15 protein-coding genes and 1 pseudogene are annotated in these 20,352 nt (G+C 67.9%); 12 read left to right on the top strand and 4 right to left on the bottom strand.

Annotated features, from left to right (window positions below):
• Positions 1-20: 20 nt before the first annotated feature.
• Together A5744_RS22645 and A5744_RS22640 are read left to right on the top strand one after the other, a co-directional pair.
• On the top strand, positions 21-407 hold the full coding sequence (locus A5744_RS22645) for a DUF1304 domain-containing protein (RefSeq protein ID WP_076064612.1): 387 nt from the start codon (positions 21-23) through the stop codon (positions 405-407).
• A 71-nt stretch (positions 408-478) separates the two neighbouring features.
• On the top strand, positions 479-1,192 hold the full coding sequence (locus A5744_RS22640; RefSeq protein WP_076064611.1) for a hypothetical protein: 714 nt from the start codon (positions 479-481) through the stop codon (positions 1,190-1,192).
• A gap of 33 nt (positions 1,193-1,225) precedes the next feature.
• Here the strand turns inward: A5744_RS22640 and car are convergent, their stop codons facing one another.
• Entirely contained in the window at positions 1,226-4,705 is a 3,480-nt protein-coding gene (gene car / locus A5744_RS22635) for a carboxylic acid reductase (protein WP_076064610.1), read from the bottom strand.
• A gap of 126 nt (positions 4,706-4,831) precedes the next feature.
• Positions 4,832-6,181, bottom strand: a complete 1,350-nt coding sequence (gene gabT / locus A5744_RS22630) for a 4-aminobutyrate--2-oxoglutarate transaminase (protein WP_076064609.1) — start codon at positions 6,179-6,181, stop codon at positions 4,832-4,834.
• A 144-nt stretch (positions 6,182-6,325) separates the two neighbouring features.
• Here gabT and yajC point away from each other — a divergent pair, with 144 nt between their 5' ends.
• From yajC to A5744_RS22600, 6 genes and pseudogenes are all read left to right on the top strand, one after another.
• Complete coding sequence (gene yajC, locus A5744_RS22625) at positions 6,326-6,655, top strand: preprotein translocase subunit YajC (RefSeq protein ID WP_076064608.1); 330 nt, start codon at positions 6,326-6,328, stop codon at positions 6,653-6,655.
• Between the two features lie 57 nt (positions 6,656-6,712).
• Positions 6,713-8,345, top strand: a pseudogene (gene secD / locus A5744_RS22620) (protein translocase subunit SecD).
• Positions 8,346-8,348: 3 nt separating this feature from the next.
• Complete coding sequence (gene secF, locus A5744_RS22615; protein ID WP_076064607.1) at positions 8,349-9,623, top strand: protein translocase subunit SecF; 1,275 nt, start codon at positions 8,349-8,351, stop codon at positions 9,621-9,623.
• A 25-nt stretch (positions 9,624-9,648) separates the two neighbouring features.
• The gene (locus A5744_RS22610; protein ID WP_076064630.1) at positions 9,649-11,283 is read left to right on the top strand and encodes an ABC transporter substrate-binding protein; all 1,635 of its coding nucleotides are present in this window, start codon (positions 9,649-9,651) and stop codon (positions 11,281-11,283) included.
• A gap of 7 nt (positions 11,284-11,290) precedes the next feature.
• A complete protein-coding gene (locus tag A5744_RS22605) occupies positions 11,291-11,833 on the top strand; it encodes an adenine phosphoribosyltransferase (protein ID WP_240563157.1) in 543 nt (180 codons plus the stop codon).
• Positions 11,834-11,875: 42 nt separating this feature from the next.
• Positions 11,876-14,248: a RelA/SpoT family protein gene (locus A5744_RS22600; RefSeq protein WP_076064628.1), complete on the top strand. Its 2,373-nt coding sequence runs from the start codon at positions 11,876-11,878 to the stop codon at positions 14,246-14,248.
• Between the two features lie 32 nt (positions 14,249-14,280).
• On the opposite strand, the gene A5744_RS22595 is transcribed toward A5744_RS22600, so the two are convergent.
• Together A5744_RS22595 and A5744_RS22590 are read right to left on the bottom strand one after the other, a co-directional pair.
• Positions 14,281-16,080 carry a protein kinase gene (locus A5744_RS22595; RefSeq protein ID WP_076064606.1) on the bottom strand — a complete coding sequence of 600 codons (1,800 nt, stop codon included), beginning with the start codon at positions 16,078-16,080 and terminating at the stop codon, positions 14,281-14,283.
• An 80-nt stretch (positions 16,081-16,160) separates the two neighbouring features.
• Positions 16,161-17,054: a peptidylprolyl isomerase gene (locus tag A5744_RS22590; protein WP_076064605.1), complete on the bottom strand. Its 894-nt coding sequence runs from the start codon at positions 17,052-17,054 to the stop codon at positions 16,161-16,163.
• Positions 17,055-17,160: 106 nt separating this feature from the next.
• On the opposite strand from A5744_RS22590, the gene A5744_RS22585 reads away from it, so the two are divergent.
• The 4 genes from A5744_RS22585 (at position 17,161) to A5744_RS22570 (ending at position 20,340) form a co-directional block, all read left to right on the top strand.
• Positions 17,161-17,823, top strand: a complete 663-nt coding sequence (locus A5744_RS22585) for an MBL fold metallo-hydrolase (protein ID WP_076064604.1) — start codon at positions 17,161-17,163, stop codon at positions 17,821-17,823.
• Positions 17,820-19,082: a histidine--tRNA ligase gene (hisS, locus tag A5744_RS22580; protein WP_076064603.1), complete on the top strand. Its 1,263-nt coding sequence runs from the start codon at positions 17,820-17,822 to the stop codon at positions 19,080-19,082. Before A5744_RS22585 ends, hisS begins: the two co-directional genes overlap by 4 nt.
• Positions 19,082-19,378, top strand: coding sequence for a hypothetical protein (locus tag A5744_RS22575; protein WP_076064602.1), 297 nt, complete (start codon positions 19,082-19,084; stop codon positions 19,376-19,378). The genes hisS and A5744_RS22575 overlap by 1 nt, the downstream gene beginning before the upstream one ends.
• A gap of 182 nt (positions 19,379-19,560) precedes the next feature.
• A complete protein-coding gene (locus A5744_RS22570; RefSeq protein ID WP_076064627.1) occupies positions 19,561-20,340 on the top strand; it encodes a DivIVA domain-containing protein in 780 nt (259 codons plus the stop codon).
• Positions 20,341-20,352: the final 12 nt, after the last annotated feature.

Raw genomic sequence — 20,352 nt, 5'->3', positions numbered from 1 at the left:
GTCGGTAGTGTTCATCGGCGATGATCACTGCCGCCCTGGTGTTCGCTGGCCTGGCCGCCCTGCTGCACGTCTACATCTTCACGATGGAGTCGCTGACCTGGACTTCGCCGCGCACCCGGGCCACCTTCGGGACGACGGCCGAGGAAGCCGAGACCACCAAGCTGCTCGCGTTCAACCAGGGTTTCTACAACCTGTTCCTCGCGGTGGTCAGCGGGATCGGCATCGCCGCGATTGCCATGGGGCACAACGCCGTTGGAGCCGCGCTGGTTTTCGCGGGCGTCGGCTCGATGGCTGCGGCCGCGCTCGTCTTACTGCTGTCGTCGCCGGACAAGGCGCGCGCCGCCTTGACGCAGGGCACTTTTCCGGTGATCGCTGTGGTGCTGCTCACACTCGGTCTCGCCGTTTAGCGGTTACTTCGTCTCGGCGCGGGGTATCCAGGCACCTGCTGAAGTAGCCCGGCGACAATTGAGGAGAGCTAATGAAACACCCATTAAACGGCCACCCATTGTGGATGCCCCGCTCGCGCGGCGCGGTGAGCGGATTGCTCCTGGTCGTCCTGGGTGCATGGGGTGCGTTGATACCGTTCGTCGGTCCACGCTTCAACTTCGCCTACACGCCCGACCAAGATTGGGCATGGACCTCGGCCCGGGGCTGGCTCGAGGTGCTACCGGGGGGCGCCGCCGTGCTGGGTGGCCTGCTGCTGATCTTTTCCGGAAACCGTATGACGGCCATCGTCGGCGGCTGGCTGGCGGCCGTTGCCGGGGCATGGTTCGTGATCGGGGGGCAGATCGCCCCGCTCCTGGGGATCGGGTCGGCCGGGGATCCGATTGCCGCGACCGACCGCAAGCGGGCCGCGCTCGAGGTGTCGTACTTCTCCGGCCTGGGCGCGCTGATCATATTCATCAGCGGCATCGCGCTGGCGCGCTTGGCCGTGCGGCTGGCGAGCGACGTCGAGGCCTTCATGGAGCCGGCGGAACTCGCCGGACCCGCGGAACCGGCCTCGGCACCCGCCGGCGAGCCGGTGTACATGTCCGGGCTGGAGGAACCGGCGCGCGAGGTGTCCTCGGGTGCGTTCACCAAGCCGCGGACGGCCGAAGACGGGCCGAAGCCCAAGGGCTGGCGGCGGCATCGCGCCGGCACCGAGGCCGGTGGGGCCAACGCGTATCTGCGCTGGCCCCATCCGCAGAGCTGAGGCCGCCCGAGCTGAGGCCTTAGAGCAGCGGCCTTAGAGCAGCCCGAGCAGCCGCAGGTCGCTGACGTACTTCGCGATGATCGGCGGCGTGATGTGCGGAATGTCTTTGTCCGGGCCCACTTTCGCGTCCTGGACCGCCGCGCGGAACCGATCGGTCGGCGCCATCGAGCCGTTGATCGGCTTGTCGGGCTTCTGGTAGTTGTGCAGCAGCGGCAGTAGCGAGGCGTTGCGCTGCTTTTCGGGCAGGGCGCGCAACGCGGTCTCGAACCGCTGCAACCACTCGCCGTAGTCGTCGATGCGCTGGATGGCGCACCCGGCGACGGCCGGGTCGATCAGCCAGTCGACGAACTCGTCGAACCCGATGCCGTCGTCGTAGGGGTTCATCACGTGGTACGTCGCGAACCGGTCGGCGCTCTGGGCGCCCAGCGTCGCGATGGCCTCGGCGATGAACTCGACGGGCAGGCCGTCGTAGTGCGCGCGCTGCCGGTTGCCCTCGGCCCCCAGCTCGTAGAACGAGCCGGGTGCGATGCCGGTTGCCACCAGGCTCAGAATCGTCCGGGTGAACATGTCCGGCACGTTGAGCTGACCGGCGTAGGTGGTGTCGGCGAGGATCATGTCGCAGCGGAACACCGCGACGGGCAGGCCGCACAGGTCGTGCGCCTCGCGCAGCAACACCTCGCCGGCCCACTTGCTGTTGCCGTAGCCGTTGGCGTAGCTGTCGCTGATCCGCCGCGTCGCGCTGATGGCCCGGATATCGGCGTCCTCGGTGAACTTCCCGGGCTCGATCTGGTCGCCCACGCCGATCGTCGACACGTACGTGTACGGCTTTTGCTTGCCGGTCAACGCGATTCGGAGCAGCTCCGCGGTGCCCAGCGCGTTCGGGCCGAACAGCTCGCTATACGGCAGCACGTGGTTGACCAGCGCCGCGGGGTCGACGATCAGGTCGACGGTGTCGGCCAGCCGCTGCCACGTCGCCGGATCCAGGCCCAGGTTGGCCTCGCCCTTGTCACCCGCGATGACCTCCAGGTGGTCCGCGGCCAGCTTCCGGTAGTGGGCCAGCAGCGCCGGGTCGGAATCAAAAGTGTTGTCCAGCCGGGCCCGCGCGTCCTCGTCGGACTTGGCCCGCACCAGCGCAATGACCTTGCCGCCGACGAGGTCCATCCGCTCCAGCCATTCCAGCGCCAGGTAGCGCCCCAGGAACCCGCTAGCCCCGGTCAGCAGCACGGTGCGCACCTCGGAGCTGGGCCGCGGCAGCGTCGGCGCGGCGGCCAGCGTCGCCTCGTCGATGAACTTGTCCAGGGTGAGGTCACTGGCGTACACCTCGGTCGTGTCGCGGCCGTGCACGGTGGCGAAGCTCGGACGCTTCGTGCCCTGCCGCTCGCCTTCGATGTAGTCGGCGATGGCCTGCAGGTCACTGGCCGGGCTGACGATCACACCCACCGGCACGTCGATGTCGAAAATCTCGCGCAGCAGGTTGCCGAATGTCAACGCGGACAACGAGTCTCCACCCAAGTCGGTGAAGTGCGCGCCGGGCGACAGGTCCGTGGTCGCCGCGCCGAGCAGCGCGGCCGCGGCCCGGCTCACGGTTTGCAGGACCGGGGCGTCGGCCCCGCTGCGGCGCAGTTCGCTCAACTCATTGGCCTGGCCCTCGGCCAGTTCGGCGTAGAGCTCTTCCAGCCGCTCGCCGTAGTGTTGCTTCAGCTTCGGCCACGCCAGCTTGCGGATGCCGGTGAGCAGACCGTTCTCGAGCGTGAAAGGCGTTGTCTCGATGAGGAAGTCGCGCGGCACCTCGTAGGACTGCAGGCCCGCCTCCTTCGCGACGGCCTGTAGCGAGTCGGCAATCAGCGGCTTGAGCGCCGCAATGTCGTTGCCGGCCAACGCTTCTTCGGTGGGAACCACGACCGCCAACAGGTACGGGTGGGCACTGTTGCCGTAGACGTAGATCTGGCGGACCAGTGGGCTGTTGCCGAAGACCGCCTCCAGCTTCGCGACGGTGACGAACTCGCCCTGGGCGAGCTTGAGCACATTGTTGCGGCGGTCGACATAGACCAGGCGGTTGGGCGCGACCTCGGCGACGACGTCTCCGGTGCGGTAGTAGCCGTCGGCGTCGAACACGTCGGCGGTCACCTGGGGCCGCTTGTAGTAGCCGGGGAACATGTTCTCGGTCAGCAGCAGCAGTTCGCCGCGCGGGTAGGGCCGGTCGGTGGCGAAGTAGCCGAGGTCCGGGACGTCGACGAGCTTGTAGTCGATGACAGGCGGGCGCTGCACCTCGCCGTCGAACAACACCATGCCGGCCTCGGTGGAGCCGTAGCCGTCGAGCAGGTGCATCTCCAGCAGGTCTTCGACCCACGCCTTGAGCTCGGGGGAGGTGGGCGCCGATCCCGTCATCGCGAAGATGAACCGACCGCCCAACAGGTGCTGGCGCAAGTCCTCCATGACCTCGGCTTCGTCGGCCCCGCGGTCGACCTGACGCTGGTATTCGCCGTAGATGGTCTCCCAGATCCGCGGCACGAAGTTCATCTCGGTGGGCCGCACCAGCGCGAGGTCGTCGAGCAGCGTCGACAGGTCGCTCTTGGCCGCGAAGTACGCGGTGCCGCCGTTGCCGAGGGTGCCGTAGAGGATGCCGCGCCCCATGACGTGGCTCATCGGCATGAAGTTCAGGGTGATCGACGCGGCGGTGGGGCCGAACCAGTTCCTGCTCGACCGGCGGAACATCTTGGCCACGTTGCGCTGCGGGTACATCGCGCCCTTGGGCGCTCCGGTGCTGCCGGAGGTGTAGATCAGCAGGGCCAGGAGATCGTCGTCGCCGGGCGCGGCGACCGGTCCGGCGGGCAGGTCGTTGCCGCGGGCGAGCACGTCGTCCAGCGTCTCCACGATCGTGTCCGTCAATCGGGTGCGCGCCGCCGCCACCGCGTCGCGGTGGTCGTCGACCTCGGGGTGGTAGTCGAACACGACGAGCCGGGCGGGTGCGGGGCCGGTGCTGACGAGCTCGACGGCGTCGGTCAGCTGGTTGACGCTCGCGGCGATGACGGTGGGCTCGGTCTCGGCCACGATCGGCTGCAACTGGCTGAGCGCCGCGCTGGTCTGCAGCGGTACCGACACCGCGCCGATCTGGCCCAGCGCCATGTCGATGGTGGTGTAGTCGACGCCGGTGAAGCCCAGCACGCAGACTCGGTCGCCGGCGCGGACCGAGTCGGTGGACCAGGCGCGTGCCAACGCGCCGACCCGGTCGCCGAGCTCACGATAGGTGATGGTGTCGAAGTGGTTGAGCAGCTCGGCGACGGTGCGCCCGCTCGCCGGGTCCGTGACGAACTCCACGGCGCGTCGGCCCAGCGCGGGCCGGTCGGCGTATCCCTCCACCAGGGTCCCGACGATTTGCGGCAGTCGCAGCTCGGGCTGCTCCAACGCGGCGGCGACGGCGGGGTCCGGTCGGGCGGCGGCGAACTGTGGGTCGTTGGCGGTCAGGTCCTCGACGCGGCGGGCAAGCCACTCTTCACGGGTAATAGTCGACATAACAGTTCCCCTGTACTGACTGAGAAATGGTCTGTGCGCGACGCTGCGCTGACCGACATAACGTTAGCTAAACTAAAGGTATTCCACAATGGCCGTGGCCGACATGTGAGATGCCACACGAGGGGGCTAGAGCTCGCCCAGGGTCCGGACGACGATGTCGAGTCCTTCGGTCAGCAGCTCGTCGCTGATGTTCAGCGGCGGCAGCAGCCGGATGATGTTGCCGAACATGCCGCAGGTCAACACGATGACGCCGGCGGCGTGGACGGCGGTGGCCAGCCTGTCGGTCAGCTCGGCGTCGGGCTCGGCGGTGCCGGATTTCACCAGCTCGATGGCGATCATGGCGCCGCGGCCACGCACGTCGCCGATCCGGTCGTCGGCGGCCTGTAGGCGCAGCAGCGGTTCGGTCATCAATCGTTCCAGCTGCCGGGCGCGCTCGATCAGGCCGTCGCTCTCGATCGTCTCGATGGTGGCCAGCGCCGCGGCACAGGCGACGGGGTTGCCGCCAAAGGTGCCGCCGAGGCCGCCGACATGCGGGGCGTCCATGATCTCGGCGCGCCCGGTCACGGCCGACAGCGGAAACCCGTCGGCGATGGCCTTGGCGGTGACGATCAGGTCGGGCTCTAGACCATTGGGGCCCTCGTGCTCGCAGGCGAACATCGCCCCGGTGCGGGCGAAGCCGGTCTGCACCTCGTCGGCGATGAACACCACCTCGTTGTCGCGGCACCATTCGAGCAGGGCCGGCAGGAAGCCCTCGGCCGGGACGATGAAACCGCCCTCGCCCTGGATCGGCTCGATGAGGACGGCGGCCAGGTTTTTCGCGCCCACCTGCTTGTCGATGACGCTGATGGCGCGCTGCGCCGCCTGCTCGCCGTCGGTGGCCAGCTCCTTGTCCAGCAGCCCGTCCCGGTAAGGGTAGGACAGCGGCGCCCGGTAGATCTCCGGCGCGAACGGACCGAATCCGCTCTTGTAGGGCATCGACTTGGCCGTCAGCGCCATCGCCATGTTGGTGCGCCCGTGGTAGGCGTGGTCGAACGCGACGACCGCGGGCTTGCGGGTATAGGAGCGGGCGATCTTGATGGAGTTTTCGACCGCCTCGGCGCCGGAGTTGAACAGCACCGAGCGCTTCTCGCCGGATCCCGGGGTGATCCGGTTGAGTTGTTCGGCGACGGCGACGTACAGCTCGTAGGGCGTCACCATGAAGCAGGTGTGGGTGAACTCGGCGACCTGGGCGCGCACGGCGTCGACGACGCGCGGCGACGAGTTGCCGACCGTGGTGACGGCGATGCCCGAACCCAGGTCGATGAGCCGGTTTCCGTCGACGTCCTCGACGATGCCGCCGCCGGCACGGGCGGCGAACACCGGCATGGCGACGCCGACACCCCGCGGCACCGCGGCGGCGCGCCGTTTGGTCAGTTCCAGCGATGCCGGACCGGGGATTTCGGTGACCAGCTGACGAGTCTGCTCGAGGCTGGCCACGACGTCCTCCTCACCGCGGCGCGAGTGTCACGTCGCGAACAAAAGCGTATCTGGTCAGCCAGACCCCGGCCGACCTGTGAGCTGCCAGACCGGACGGGCACACTGGACCCTTACGAGAGAAATACCGAGACGAAAGACGGGTTGATGGATAGTTTGGTCTTGTTCTTGCCGTTCCTGCTCATCATGGGCGGCTTCATGTACTTCGCGTCGCGGCGGCAGCGCCGCGCGATGCAAGCCACGATCGACCTGCACGAGTCATTGGAGCCCGGCGACCGGGTGCACACCACGTCCGGCCTGCAGGCCACCGTCGTCGCCATCGCCGACGACACCGTCGACCTCGAGATCGCGCCCGGCATCGTGACCACCTGGATGAAGCTGGCCGTCCGGGACCGGATCGAGCCGGAGGACGCCGAAGACTACGACGAAGACGACGAGGACTCCGCCGACGATCACCGGGTGACCGAGGATTCCTAGGGCGCCACGTAGGCTCTGTCGGGGTAGAAACCGATTCGCAAGGAGATATGAAGGAACGTGGCATCGTCTTCGGCGCCGGTGCACCCCGCCCGCTACCTGTCGGGCTTCTTGTTGTTGCTCGTCGGCGTGTATCTGCTGGTATTTCTCACCGGGGACAAGCGGGCCGCCCCCAAGCTCGGTATCGACCTGCAGGGCGGCACCCGCGTCACGCTGACGGCACGCACCCCCGACGGTTCGCGCCCGAGCAGGGAGGCGTTGGCGCAGGCGCAGCAGATCATCAGCGCGCGCGTCAACGGGCTGGGCGTTTCCGGGTCGGAGGTCGTCGTCGACGGTGACAACCTGGTCATCACGGTGCCCGGGAACGACGGCAACGAGGCCCGCAACCTGGGTCAGACCGCGCGGCTCTACATCCGACCGGTGCTCAACGCGGTGCCGGCGCAGGGCGCCCAACCGAAGCAGCCCCCGCCCGGCGGAATGCCGCCCGGGGCCCCGCCCGCCGGTACGCCGCCGGTGCCCGGCCAGCCGGCGCCCGGGCCAGCCGGGAGCACCGCCGCCGGATCCGCGCAAGGATCTCGCCGAGCGCATCGCCGACCAGAAAGCGTTGCGGCAGAGCACCAATCAGTACATTCAGACGATCGCGCTGGAAGTGCAGGCCAAACACTGCGACAAAGAGGACCTCCTGGCCGGCAACGACGACCCGGCCCTGCCCCTGATTACCTGCTCGACCGACCACAAGATGGCCTACCTGCTGGCGCCGTCGATCATCAGCGGCGACCAGATCCAGGACGCCACGTCGGGGATGAACCAGCGCGGGCTCGGTTACGTCGTCGACCTGCAATTCAAGACCGCTGCGGCAAACACGTGGGCCGACTTCACCGCCGCCCATATCGGTACTCAGACCGCGTTCACCCTGGACTCGCAGGTCGTCAGCGCCCCGATGATCCAGGAAGCCATCCCCGGCGGACGCACCCAGATCACCGGCGGTGATCCGCCGTTCACCGCGTCCACCGCGCGCCAGCTGGCCAACGTGCTGAAGTACGGATCGCTGCCGCTGTCCTTCGAATCGTCGGAAGCCCAAACGGTTTCCGCGACACTGGGTTTGACGTCCTTGCATGCGGGCCTGATCGCCGGTGCGATCGGATTGGTCCTGGTGCTGCTGTATTCGTTGCTGTATTACCGGGTGCTGGGATTGCTCACGGCGCTGTCGCTAACCGCTTCCGGCGCAATGGTTTTCGCGATCTTGGTGTTGCTGGGCCGATATATTAACTACACCCTGGACCTGGCGGGTATCGCCGGTCTGATCATCGGCATCGGCACCACCGCCGACTCGTTCGTGGTGTTCTTCGAACGCATCAAAGACGAGATCCGCGAAGGCCGTTCGTTCCGATCGGCGGTGCCACGAGGCTGGGTGCGGGCGCGCAAGACCGTCGTGTCCGGCAACGCGGTGACCTTCCTGGCCGCCGCGGTGCTGTACTTCCTGGCCATCGGCCAGGTCAAGGGATTCGCGTTCACCCTGGGGCTGACCACGATCCTCGACCTCGTGGTGGTGTTCTTGGTGACCTGGCCACTGGTATACCTGGCGTCCAAGTCTCCGACGCTGGCCAAGCCGGCGTACAACGGCCTGGGGGCCGTTCAGCAGGTTGCCCGCGAACGCCGGGCTGCGTCGCACGTGAAGACGGGACAGGGATAGCGCATGGTTGCCTCCAAGGCCCCCAAAAGCAAGACGGAAACGGACGCGGTCGAAATCACCGAAGCCACCGAGGGTGCCGTCGAGCTGACGTCCGGCGCGTCCGCCCAGCTGCCGCACCACAGCTTCATCACCCGGCTCTACACCGGGACCGGCGCGTTCGAGGTGATCGGGCGCCGTGGGCTCTGGTACGGGATCAGCGGCGCGATCGTCGCGGTCGCGATCGTCAGCATCATCCTGCGCGGCTTCACCTTTGGGATCGACTTCAAGGGCGGCACCACCGTGTCGATGCCGCGTGGCACCGCGACGGCCGCCGCGGTGTCCGATGTCTTCCGGAAGACGCTTGGCCGCGACGCGGAATCGGTGGTCATCGTCGGCAGCGGCGCGTCGGCCACGGTGCAGATTCGCTCGGAAACGCTGTCCAACGACCAGACGTCGAAACTGCGCAACGCGCTGTTCGACACGTTCCAGCCCAAGGGCACCGACGGTAAGCCCAGCAAGCAGGCCATCAGCGACTCGGCGGTGTCGGAAACCTGGGGCGACCAGATCACCGACAAGGCGCTGATCGCGCTGGTGGTGTTCGTGGCGTTGGTCAGCCTGTACATCACGGTGCGCTACGAGCGCTATATGGCGATCTCGGCGCTGACGACCATGTGTTTCGACCTCGCCGTCACCGCCGGGGTGTACTCGCTGGTGGGATTCGAGGTCACCCCGGCCACGGTCATCGGTTGGCTGACGATCCTCGGGTTCTCCCTCTACGACACGGTGATCGTGTTCGACAAGGTGGAGGAGAACACGCACGGTTTCCAGCACACCACCCGGCGCACCTTCGCCGAGCAGGCCAACCTGGCGATCAACCAGACCTTCATGCGCTCGATCAACACCAGCCTGATCGGGGTGCTGCCGGTGCTGGCCCTGATGGTCGTGGCGGTGTGGCTGCTGGGCGTGGGCACGCTGAAGGACCTGGCGCTGGTGCAGCTGGTCGGCATCATTGTCGGCACCTATTCGTCGATCTTCTTCGCCACCCCGCTGCTGGTCTCGCTGCGCGAGCGCACCGAGCTGGTGCGTGGCCACACCCGTCGCGTGGTCCGGCGGCGCAAGCCCTCGCACGAGGACACCGCCGAAGAGCCGGCCGAGGAGAGCGCCGAGGCGGCTGAGGTGGCCGAGCCGTCCGCGGAGTCGAGCAAGCCCGCATCGAACAAGCCGGCGCCGGGGGCGCGGCCGGTGCGTCCCACCGGTACCCGGCGCCCGACCGGCAAGCGAAACGCCGGCCGGCGGTAGTCACGTGTGGGGCGGCCGGGGGAGCCTGAGGGGGTCGGCTGCCGCCGCTTTGGCCGTGATCCTCACGACGGCTTGCACGCTGACCGCCTGTTCGGGCAGCGCCGCGTCGCAGATCGACTACGTGGTCGACGGCGGCCTGCCCACCTACAACACGAACACCGTCGTCGGCGCCGCCTCGGCCGGCGCGCAGGCGTTCGCGCGCACGCTGACCGGCTTCGGCTATCACGGGCCCGACGGCCAGGTCGTCGCCGATCACGACTTCGGCACCATCTCGGTGGTCGGCGGCGCGCCGCTGGTGCTCGACTACCAGATCGCCGACAACGCGGTCTATTCCGACGGCAAGCCGGTGACCTGCGACGACCTGGTGCTGGCGTGGGCGGCGCAATCCGGGCGGTTCCCCGGGTTCGACGCCGCCACCCAGGCCGGCTACGTCGACATCGCCAACATCGAGTGCTCGCCCGGGCAGAAGAAGGCGCGCGTGTCGTTCGTCCCGGACCGCAGCGTCGTCGATTACACGCAACTGTTCACGGCGACCTCGATGATGCCGTCGCACGTCATCGCCGACCAGCTGAACGGCGATGTGACCGCGGCGCTGCTGAACAACAACGCGGGCCTGGTCGCGCAGATCGCGAAGCTGTGGAACACCACCTGGGATCTCAAGCCCGGCGTTGACCTCAAGCGCTTTCCGTCGTCGGGGCCGTACAAGATCCAGTCGATCCTGGACGGCGGCGCCGTGGTGCTCGTCGCCAACGACCGGTGGTGGGGCCCCAAGCCCATCACCAAACGGATCACCGTGTCGCCGCAGGCTCCCGACATCCAGGACCGGGTCAACAACCACAGCGTGGACGTGGTCGACGTCGCGGCCGGGTCGTCGGGCACGCTGGCCACCCCGGACAACTACCAGCGCACCGATTCGCCGTCGGCCGGCATCGAGCAGCTGATCTTCGCATCGCAGGGACCGCTGGCCCAGGCGAAGGCGCGCCGGGCCCTAGCGCTGTGCACGCCGCGCGACACGATCGCGCACGACGCCGGCGTGCCGATCGCCAACTCGCGGCTGTCCCCGGCCACCGACGACGCCATCGCCGCCGGCGACGGGGCCGCCGAGGCCGCGCCGTACGGCAAGGCGGACGCCGTCGCCGCGCGCGCTGCGCTGGACGGCGCGCCGCTGACGGTGCGGATCGGCTACCACGGACCCAATGCGCGGCTGGCGGTCACGATCGGGGAGATCACCAAATCGTGCGCCGCGGCCGGTATCACCGTCGTCAACCCCACCCTGGACGGCCCCGGCCCCCAGGCGCTCAAGGACGGAAAGATCGACGTGTTGCTGGCGAGCACGGGGGGCGCCGCGGGCAGCGGCTCGACGGGGTCGTCGGCGATGGACGCCTACGACCTGCACAGCGGCAACGGCAACAACCTGTCCGGCTACGCGAACCCCCAGATAGACGGCATAATCGGCGCGCTCGCGGTGTCCGCCGACCCCAGCGAGCGGATCAGGTTGCTGGCGGAGAGCGCCCCGGTGCTGTGGGGCGATTTGCCGACGTTGCCCCTGTACCGCCAGCAGCGCACGCTGCTGATGTCGAAGAAAACGTATGCCGTGAGCACGAATCCGACACGCTGGGGGGCGGGCTGGAACATGGACAGATGGGCCCTAGTACAATAAAAGAGCGGTGACTAGCGTCTGGGGGAACACTTTGCTGGACAAGATCATCGCCTCGCTGACCCGGAACGTGGCCGACTTTCCCAAGCCCGGTGTCCAGTTCAAGGACCTCACCCCGCTATTCGCCGATCGGGACGCGCTCGCCGCGATCACCGACGCGTTGGCGGAGATCGCTGCCGGTGCTGACCTGGTGGCCGGCGTCGACTCCCGCGGGTTCCTGGTGGCGGGGGCGGTCGCGGAGCGGTTGGGCACCGGCGTGCTGGCCATCCGCAAGGGCGGAAAACTACCCCCGCCGCTGCACGCGGAGGAGTACGACCTGGAGTACGGCAGCGCCGTCCTGGAAATCCCCGCCGACGGCATCGATCTGAACGGTCGCGACGTCGTGCTCATCGACGACGTGCTGGCCACCGGGGGCACCCTCGCCGCCGCGACGCGGTTGCTCGAGCAGGCCGGGGCCAACGTCATCGCGGCGGTCGTCGTCTCCGAACTCGTCGAACTGGGTGGTCGCGAGGCGGTTGCGCCCGTGCCGGTACACAGCTTGAGCTGCGTCTAACCTGGCGGTTACGCGATATCCTCGATGTCGGAGGTGACCACCGTGGCGGACGACAAGGGTGCGGCGCAAGCCCTTGACGCGCCCTTAGAGACGCCCGCGGAGCCGCCTCCGGTTCCCGAGGCGCCGGAGCCGCCGGCCGAAACTCTGAAGGCCCCCAGCAGCGCGTCGCGCCGCGTCCGCGCCCGGTTGGCCCGGCGGATGACCGCCCAGCGCAGCACCCTCAACCCCGTGCTCGAGCCCTTGGTAGCGGTGCATCGGGAGATCTACCCCAAGGCGAACGTCCAGCTGCTGCAGCGCGCCTTCGAGGTCGCCGACCAGCGCCACGCCTCCCAGTTGCGGCATTCGGGTGACCCCTACATCACCCACCCGCTGGCGGTCGCCAACATCCTGGCCGAATTGGGCATGGACACCACCACTTTGGTGGCCGCGCTGCTGCACGACACCGTGGAGGACACCGGTTACACGCTCGAGGCGCTGAGCGAGGAATTCGGCGAGGAGGTCGGCCATCTCGTCGACGGCGTGACCAAGCTGGACCGCGTGGTGCTGGGCACCGCCGCCGAGGGCGAGACCATCCGCAAGATGATCACCGCCATGGCCCGCGATCCCCGCGTGTTGGTGATCAAGGTCGCCGACCGGCTGCACAACATGCGCACCATGCGCTTCCTGCCGCCGGAGAAGCAGGCCCGTAAGGCCCGCGAAACGCTGGAAGTCATTGCGCCGCTGGCACATCGGCTGGGTATGGCCAGCGTCAAGTGGGAACTGGAAGACCTGGCGTTCGCGATCCTGCACCCCAAGAAGTACGAGGAGATCGTCCGGCTGGTCGCCGGGCGCGCCCCGTCGCGGGACACCTACCTGGCCAAGGTCCGCTCCGAGATCGTCAACACGCTGGGCGCGTCGAAAATCAAGGCGACGGTGGAGGGCCGCCCCAAGCACTACTGGTCGATCTATCAGAAGATGATCGTCAAGGGACGCGACTTCGACGACATCCACGACCTGGTCGGCATCCGCATCCTGTGCGACGAGATCCGCGACTGCTATGCCGCTGTCGGCGTGGTGCATTCGCTGTGGCAGCCGATGGCGGGACGGTTCAAGGACTACATCGCGCAGCCGAGATACGGCGTGTACCAGTCGCTGCACACCACCGTCGTGGGTCCGGAGGGCAAGCCGCTGGAAGTGCAGATCCGCACCCGCGACATGCACCGCACCGCCGAATACGGCATCGCCGCGCACTGGCGCTACAAGGAAGCCAAGGGCCGCAACGGACTTCCGCACCCGCACGCCGCCGCCGAGATCGACGACATGGCCTGGATGCGTCAGCTGCTCGACTGGCAACGGGAGGCCGCGGACCCGGGCGAGTTCCTGGAGTCGCTGCGCTACGACCTTGCGGTGCAAGAGATCTTCGTCTTCACCCCCAAGGGCGACGTCATCACCCTGCCGACCGGGTCGACGCCGGTGGACTTCGCCTACGCGGTGCACACCGAGGTCGGCCACCGCTGCATCGGAGCCCGGGTGAACGGGCGGCTGGTGGCGCTGGAGCGCAAGCTCGAAAACGGGGAAGTCGTCGAGGTTTTCACGTCCAAGGCGCCCAACGCCGGGCCGTCGCGCGACTGGCAGCAGTTCGTGGTCTCGCCGCGCGCCAAGACGAAGATACGGCAGTGGTTCGCCAAGGAGCGCCGCGAGGAAGCGCTGGAGGCCGGCAAGGAGGCGATGGCCCGCGAGGTACGCCGCGGCGGACTTCCGTTGCAGCGCTTGGTGAATGGCGAGTCGATGGCCGCCGTCGCCCGCGAACTGCACTACACCGACGTGTCGGCGCTCTACACTGCGATCGGTGAGGGACACGTGTCGGCCCGCCACGTCGTGCAGCGGCTGCTGGCCGAGCTCGGCGGGATCGATCAGGCCGAAGAGGAGCTGGCCGAGCGGTCCACGCCGACGACCATGCTGCGACGCCCGCGCAGCACCGACGACGTCGGCGTCTCCGTTCCCGGAGCCCCGGGCGTGCTGACCAAGCTGGCCAAATGCTGCACGCCGGTGCCCGGCGACCAGATCATGGGCTTCGTCACCCGCGGCGGCGGGGTGAGCGTGCACCGCACCGACTGCACCAACGCGGCGTCGCTGCAGCAGCAGGCCGAGCGCATCATCGAGGTGCTCTGGGCGCCGTCGCCGTCGTCCGTGTTTCTGGTGGCCATTCAGGTCGAGGCGCTCGACCGGCACCGGCTGCTCTCGGACGTGACGCGGGTGCTGGCCGACGAGAAGGTGAACATCCTCTCGGCCTCGGTCACCACCTCCGGTGACCGGGTGGCGATCAGCCGGTTCACGTTCGAGATGGGCGACCCGAAACACCTCGGGCATCTGCTCAACGTGGTGCGCAATGTCGAGGGCGTCTACGACGTGTACCGCGTGACGTCTGCCGCTTAAAGGCGGCCTAGGGCAATGCGCCTCGGACGGGCTCAGCCCACGCGCACCGAGGTGATGGTGACCGTGCTGGCGGGCATGCCCTGGTCCCGATTGCCGGCGATGCCGCCCTTGACGATCTTGTCGATGGTCTCCAGGCCCGCCTCGTCGATCGTGCCCAGCACCGTCGAGGTCGGCTCCGTCTCGGTGTCCTTGAATACCAGGTTGAACTGGCTGCCGTTGGTGTTGGGCCCGTTGTTGGCCATCGTGATGGTGCCACGCGGATACACCACCGTCGCCCTCAGCGCGGGATCGCCGGCCTGGTACTGATTGGCGGGGTATTCGTCGGCGAATTCGTAGCCGGGACCACCGGTGCCCTCGTTGTCGGGGCCGCCGCACAGCAACAGGCCCCCGTCGGCCATGTTGGTCAGCCGGCCGCATTCGGTGTTGTCGAAGAATTGTTGCCGCACCAGGCTGGTGAAGCTGTTCACCGCGCACGGCGACTTGTTGTTGGCGAGCCGGATGCCGATGTTGCCGAAATTAGTGGAGATGGTGGCGGGGATCTCCGCGGGCTCGGTGGACACCCTGCCGGATGGGGGCGGGGTGACAGGCTTGCTCGCCGGATCCGGAGCGGCGGGGTACTGACAGTTGGCGCCAAGGTCGGCTGGCGGAGCGAACGCCGGCAGCGGCGGCACGCTCGGGGCGGCCGACTCCGAGGGTTTGGGGGTCCGGGCGCGGTTCGTTGGCCTGCCCCCGGCGGGCGCCGTGGACGCCGCGCTGTTTTTCGCGGGGGCGTCGCTGTGCGTCACCAGCGCGATGACTAGGGCCGTCACCGCCGCCAGCGCCAGCACCGACGCCCCGACGATGCCCAAGACCAGACGTCTCGAGTGCGTCGGCGGGTGATGCGCCAGCCGCGGGTCGACCTGGCCTGTCGGAGCGGACGGCGCAGGAGCGGACGGCGCGGGAGCGGACGGCGCGGGTGGCGGCGGCAACGGTGTTCGCGACGACGGCGCCGGACCGGGCGCGGCCATGATGCCCGTGCCGACCAGCGCGGCCTTGGCGTCCTCCGCCAGCTCGATCGCGCTCTGGTACCGCTCGTCGACGTCCTTCGCCATTCCCCGGGCGACCACCGCATCGAGGGCCGCCGGCACGTCGGGGGCGGTGATGGAGGCTCGCGGCGGCGCGGTGTTCAGGTGCCCATTGAGCTGCTCTTCGAGGCTGTCGCCGGGGAACGGACGGATTCCGGTCAAGGACTCGTGCAGGACGCAGGCCAACGAATACACGTCGGCCCGGTGGTCGGTGCTGCCGCGGAAACGCTCGGGCGCCATGTACGCCACGGTGCCCATCGTGTGCCCGGTGTGGGTGAGCGCGGTGTCGGCGGCCGTGCGCGCGATCCCGAAGTCGATCAGGTAGACGAAATCTCGCGCGTTGGTGAGCAAGATGTTCGTCGGCTTGATATCGCGATGGACCAACCCCACCTGGTGGGCGCTGTCCAGCGCCGCCGCAACCTGTTCGATCACCGCGACCGCGCGCTGCGGGCTGAGCCGCCCGCCGTTCTCGGTGATGTACTGCGCCAGGTCGCGGCCCTCGATCAGCCGCATGTCGACGTACAGCTGACCGTCGATCTCGCCGTAATTGTGGATGGGCACCACGTGTGGGTCGTTGAGGCTTGCCGCGATGCGTGCCTCGCGCCGGAAGCGTTCCTGGAACTCGGCGTCTTGGGCGAGATGCGTCGGCAGCACCTTGAGGGCGACTACCCGGTCGGTGCTGGAGTCGTAGGCGCGGAAGACTTGTCCCATCCCGCCGCGACCCAAGACATCCAGCAACTGGTAATGGCCGAATGATTCCTTCCCCACGCAACGACCATAAACTTTCGACCGCCCGGTCGTGGGAATCGCGCGAACAAAGCGCGATTAATGTTGCGCCGCTTGAGGGTTTAGTCCAGCAGCAGCGACTTGATGGTGACTTCGCTGTTGGGCGCCCCGTCCTCGCCGCCGCCGGAGACGCCGGCCTTGGCGATCTTGTCCAGGGTCGCCAGCCCGTCGGCCTGGATGGTGCCGAAGACGGTGTATTGCGGCGGTAGCTGAGAATCCTTGTAGACCATGAAGAATTGGCTGCCGTTGGTGCCCGGTCCGGCGTTAGCCATGGCCAGCGTGCCGCGCGGGTAGACCACCGGCTCCTGCAGCTTCGGGTCGTTTGGCGGGTACTGGTCGGTGGGGTACTCGTTGGCGAATTGGTAGCCGGGGCCGCCGGTGCCGTCGCCCTTGGGGTCGCCGCATTGCAGGACGCCCAGCGTGGCCGAGGTGGTCAGCCGGTGGCATTTGGTGTTGTCGAAGTATTTCTGGCCGATGAGGCTCGCGAAACTGTTGACCGCGCAAGGCGATTCGTTGTTGGCCAACATCAAGCCGAGGTTGCCCTGGCTGGTCGCCATGCTTGCGCTGACTTGGGCCGGGTCGGTCGGAATCTTGCCGGTGCGCGGCGGCTTGACTGGCTTGGCGGCCGGGTCCGGCGACGCCGGGTACTGACAGTTGGCGCCGGTGGTGGCCGTCGGCTTGAACGGCGGCAACGGCGGTACCTGGCCCGTCTGCGGAGCGGTCGTCGTGGCCGGCGCCGAGCTGCCGGCCGGGGTGGTCGTGGCGGCGGTGGTGTTCTTGTGCTCGCTTTTGCTGTTGACCACGGCGATCACCACGGCGGCCACGATCGCCACCGCGACGATCGAGCCACCTGCGATGAGCGCGATCCGGCGCCGTTTGGCTTGCTTTTGGCGGCGTTCCAGCTGCCGTTCGAGTTTGCGCTTGGCGTTCGCTCGTCGCTGTTCGTTGGTCGGCACGGCCGGTATGCCTCCATGGTTGCTTCATTCGGGGCCAACTTGCCTGCTCAGGCTAATGTGGGCGCGGTGCCCGGTGTCAACCGGGCCCCGTGGGAAACTGGGAACCGTGTTGATCACCGGATTTCCCGCCGGCGTGTTGCAGTGCAACTGCTACGTGCTGGCCGAGCGGCCCGGAACGGATTGCGTCATCGTCGACCCGGGGCAGCGCGCGATGGGCGCGCTGCGGCGCATCCTCGACGAGAACCGGCTGACTCCGGCGGCGGTGTTACTCACCCACGGCCACATCGACCACATGTGGTCCGCGCAGAAGGTTTCCGACACGTTCGGCTGCCCGACCTACATCCATCCCGAGGACCGGTTCATGCTGAAAGACCCGATCTACGGCCTGGGCCCGCGGCTGGCCCAGGTGGTGGCCGGCGCGTTCTTCCGCGAGCCCAAGCAGGTGGTCGAGCTGGACCGCGACGGCGACAAGATCGACCTGGGCAGCGTGACTGTCAATGTCGATCACACACCCGGGCACACCCGCGGCTCGGTGGTGTTCCGGGTCTCCGCGGACAAAGATGTGGTGTTCACGGGAGACACGCTCTTCGAGCGCTCCATCGGGCGCACCGACCTGTTCGGGGGCAGCGGCCGCGACCTGCTGACCTCGATCGTCGACAAACTGCTGGTGCTCGACGACGCGACCGTCGTGCTGCCGGGGCACGGCCCCTCCACCACGATCGGCGCCGAACGACGTTTCAACCCGTTCCTCGAAGGCCTGAGCTCGTGACGGAGTTTGTCGCCCCCAAGGGGGTGCCGGACTACATCCCGCCTGAGTCGGCGCAATTCGTCGCCGTGCGCGACGGGTTGCTCGCCGCGGCCCGTCGGGCCGGTTACGGCGACGTCGAGCTACCCATCTTCGAGGACACCGCGCTGTTCGCCCGTGGCGTCGGCGAATCCACCGACGTGGTGTCCAAGGAGATGTACACCTTCGCCGACCGCGGTAACCGCTCGGTGACGCTGCGGCCCGAGGGCACGGCCTCGGTGGTGCGGGCGGTGATCGAACACGGCCTGGACCGCGGCGCGCTGCCGGTGAAGCTGTGTTACGCCGGCCCGTTCTTCCGCTACGAGCGTCCGCAGGCCGGCCGCTATCGCCAGCTGCAGCAGGTGGGCGTGGAGGCGATCGGTGTCGACGATCCGGCGCTGGACGCCGAGGTGATCGCCGTCGCCGACGCCGGGTTCCGCTCGCTGGGCCTGGACGGGTTCCGGCTGGAAATCACCTCGCTGGGCGACGACAGCTGCCGCCCGCAATATCGGGAACTGTTGCAGGACTTCCTGTTTGGGCTCTCACTTGATGAGGAGACCCGTCGCCGTGCCGAGATCAACCCGCTGCGGGTGCTCGACGACAAACGTCCCGAGGTGCGGGCGATGACGGCCGATGCGCCGGTGCTGCTCGACCACCTCTCCGATGTCGCCAAGCAGCATTTCGACAGCGTGCTGGCGCACCTGGACGCGCTGGGCGTGCCGTATGTCCTCAATCCGCGGATGGTGCGCGGGCTGGACTACTACACCAAGACGACGTTCGAGTTCGTGCACGACGGCCTGGGCGCGCAATCCGGCATCGGCGGCGGCGGCCGTTACGACGGCCTGATGCGCGAGCTTGGCGGACAAGACTTGTCCGGCATCGGGTTTGGGCTCGGCGTGGACCGGACCCTGCTGGCGTTGCGGGCCGAGGGCAAGAGCGTGGGGGAGACGACGCGCTGCGAGGTGTTCGGTGTGCCGCTGAGCGAACCGGCCAAGCTGCGGCTGGCGGTGCTGGCCGGGCAGCTGCGCGCGTCCGGAGTCCGCGTCGACATGGCCTACGGCGACCGCGGGCTCAAGGGCGCGATGCGCGCGGCGGACCGTTCCGGTGCCCGCTTCGCGCTGGTCGCCGGTGACCGCGATCTCGAGGCCGGCACGATCGGGGTGAAGGACCTCGGCTCGGGTGAGCAGGTCTCGGTGCCGGTGGATTCGGTTGTCGCCGAGGTACTTTCGAGCCTGGGGCGCTGATGACCGGCAAGGGATTACTCACCATGGACCTGATGTGCCCCGAGGGACACGTCGCCGGCCAACTGATCCAGAACACGGAGCAGCAGTCCATTGCGATCGAGGTGCCCGACAGAGCCCGCGAGGAATGGCCCCGTGGCGGAGACACGATGTACACACTTCTGACCTGCCAGGGCTGCAATCGCCGGGTTTATGGATCGACGGATGCGATCCGGGAGAGGGCCACCTGGCAGTCGGAGCTCGAGTCCGAGCCGCAGTGCAGATACTCGCTGCGCTACCTGGAGGACGGCCTGACGTAGGTTTGCCGCGCTTGCTATTTCGGCGTTGACCATCCCGCCGGGGTGCCGGGCTGAACCGCGCTGACGAATACCGAAAGCCGGAGAAAATGGCTTATTCCGGCGGATGCGTGAACGTGGAATACTCGACTTTGGATCGATCTCCCCGGGTCTACATGCGTTTTCAGTCAGAAGGGGGAATGGCAGTGATAACCGAACCCGCAACGACATTCGCTCGCATCCTCAGAGGCTACGATCCGGCCGCGGTCGATGCCTATATCGAGAAGCTGATCAGCAAGCAGCAGTCGCTGATCGACGAAAATGAAAGCCTCAGAACCCAGCTGAAGGAATGCGGCGATGAAGCGGCCGCGCTGCGGATTGATGTCACCGTCCTCAGGGACGAAGTCGCCGCCCTGACCGAAAGTTCACCGTCGCCGTACGCGATGCAACAGCGGATCGCGGCCCTGCTGCGGCGCACGATCGAAGAGGTTTCCGAAATGCAAGCCGAGGCGCGCGCCGAGTCAGCGGCGCTGATCGCTTCGGCCGAAGCCAAGAACGAGGCCGCGCAGCGAAAGTACAAGGAGCTGTTGGCGGATATTGCCGCGCAGCGGAAAGCGCTCGACGCCGAGTACGAGGAAACCAAAAAGAAGCAAGACGCCGAACTGGCCGGGTTGCGCGCCGAAGCGCAATCGGCGATCGAGGACGCGTGGAACACCGCCCGACGGGAGCATGAGCAGCTGCTTGCCGACGCCAAGCAGGGGGCTGATCAGTATCGTGAGCAGGCCCGGCGGACGGTCGACGAGGCGAGCCAGCAACGAATCAAGATCCTCGAGCAACTGGTGGGCGTGTATCGCGGCCTGGAAGGGTTTCCGGCCACCCTGGAGGCGGCATACGAAGAACGAAAGAATCCGCCGGAGGCGAGCCCGGATACGAGCACAGTGGTGTCGCTGGACCCCAAGATCAGTCGCCTGCCCGCGGGCTTCTAGCCGCGAGCCGGC

The organism is Mycobacterium sp. IS-1264, assembly GCF_001954195.1.
Taxonomy (GTDB): domain Bacteria; phylum Actinomycetota; class Actinomycetes; order Mycobacteriales; family Mycobacteriaceae; genus Mycobacterium.
Note: the sequence above shows the minus strand (reverse complement) of the source record. Positions and strands in the feature narration are given on the sequence as shown.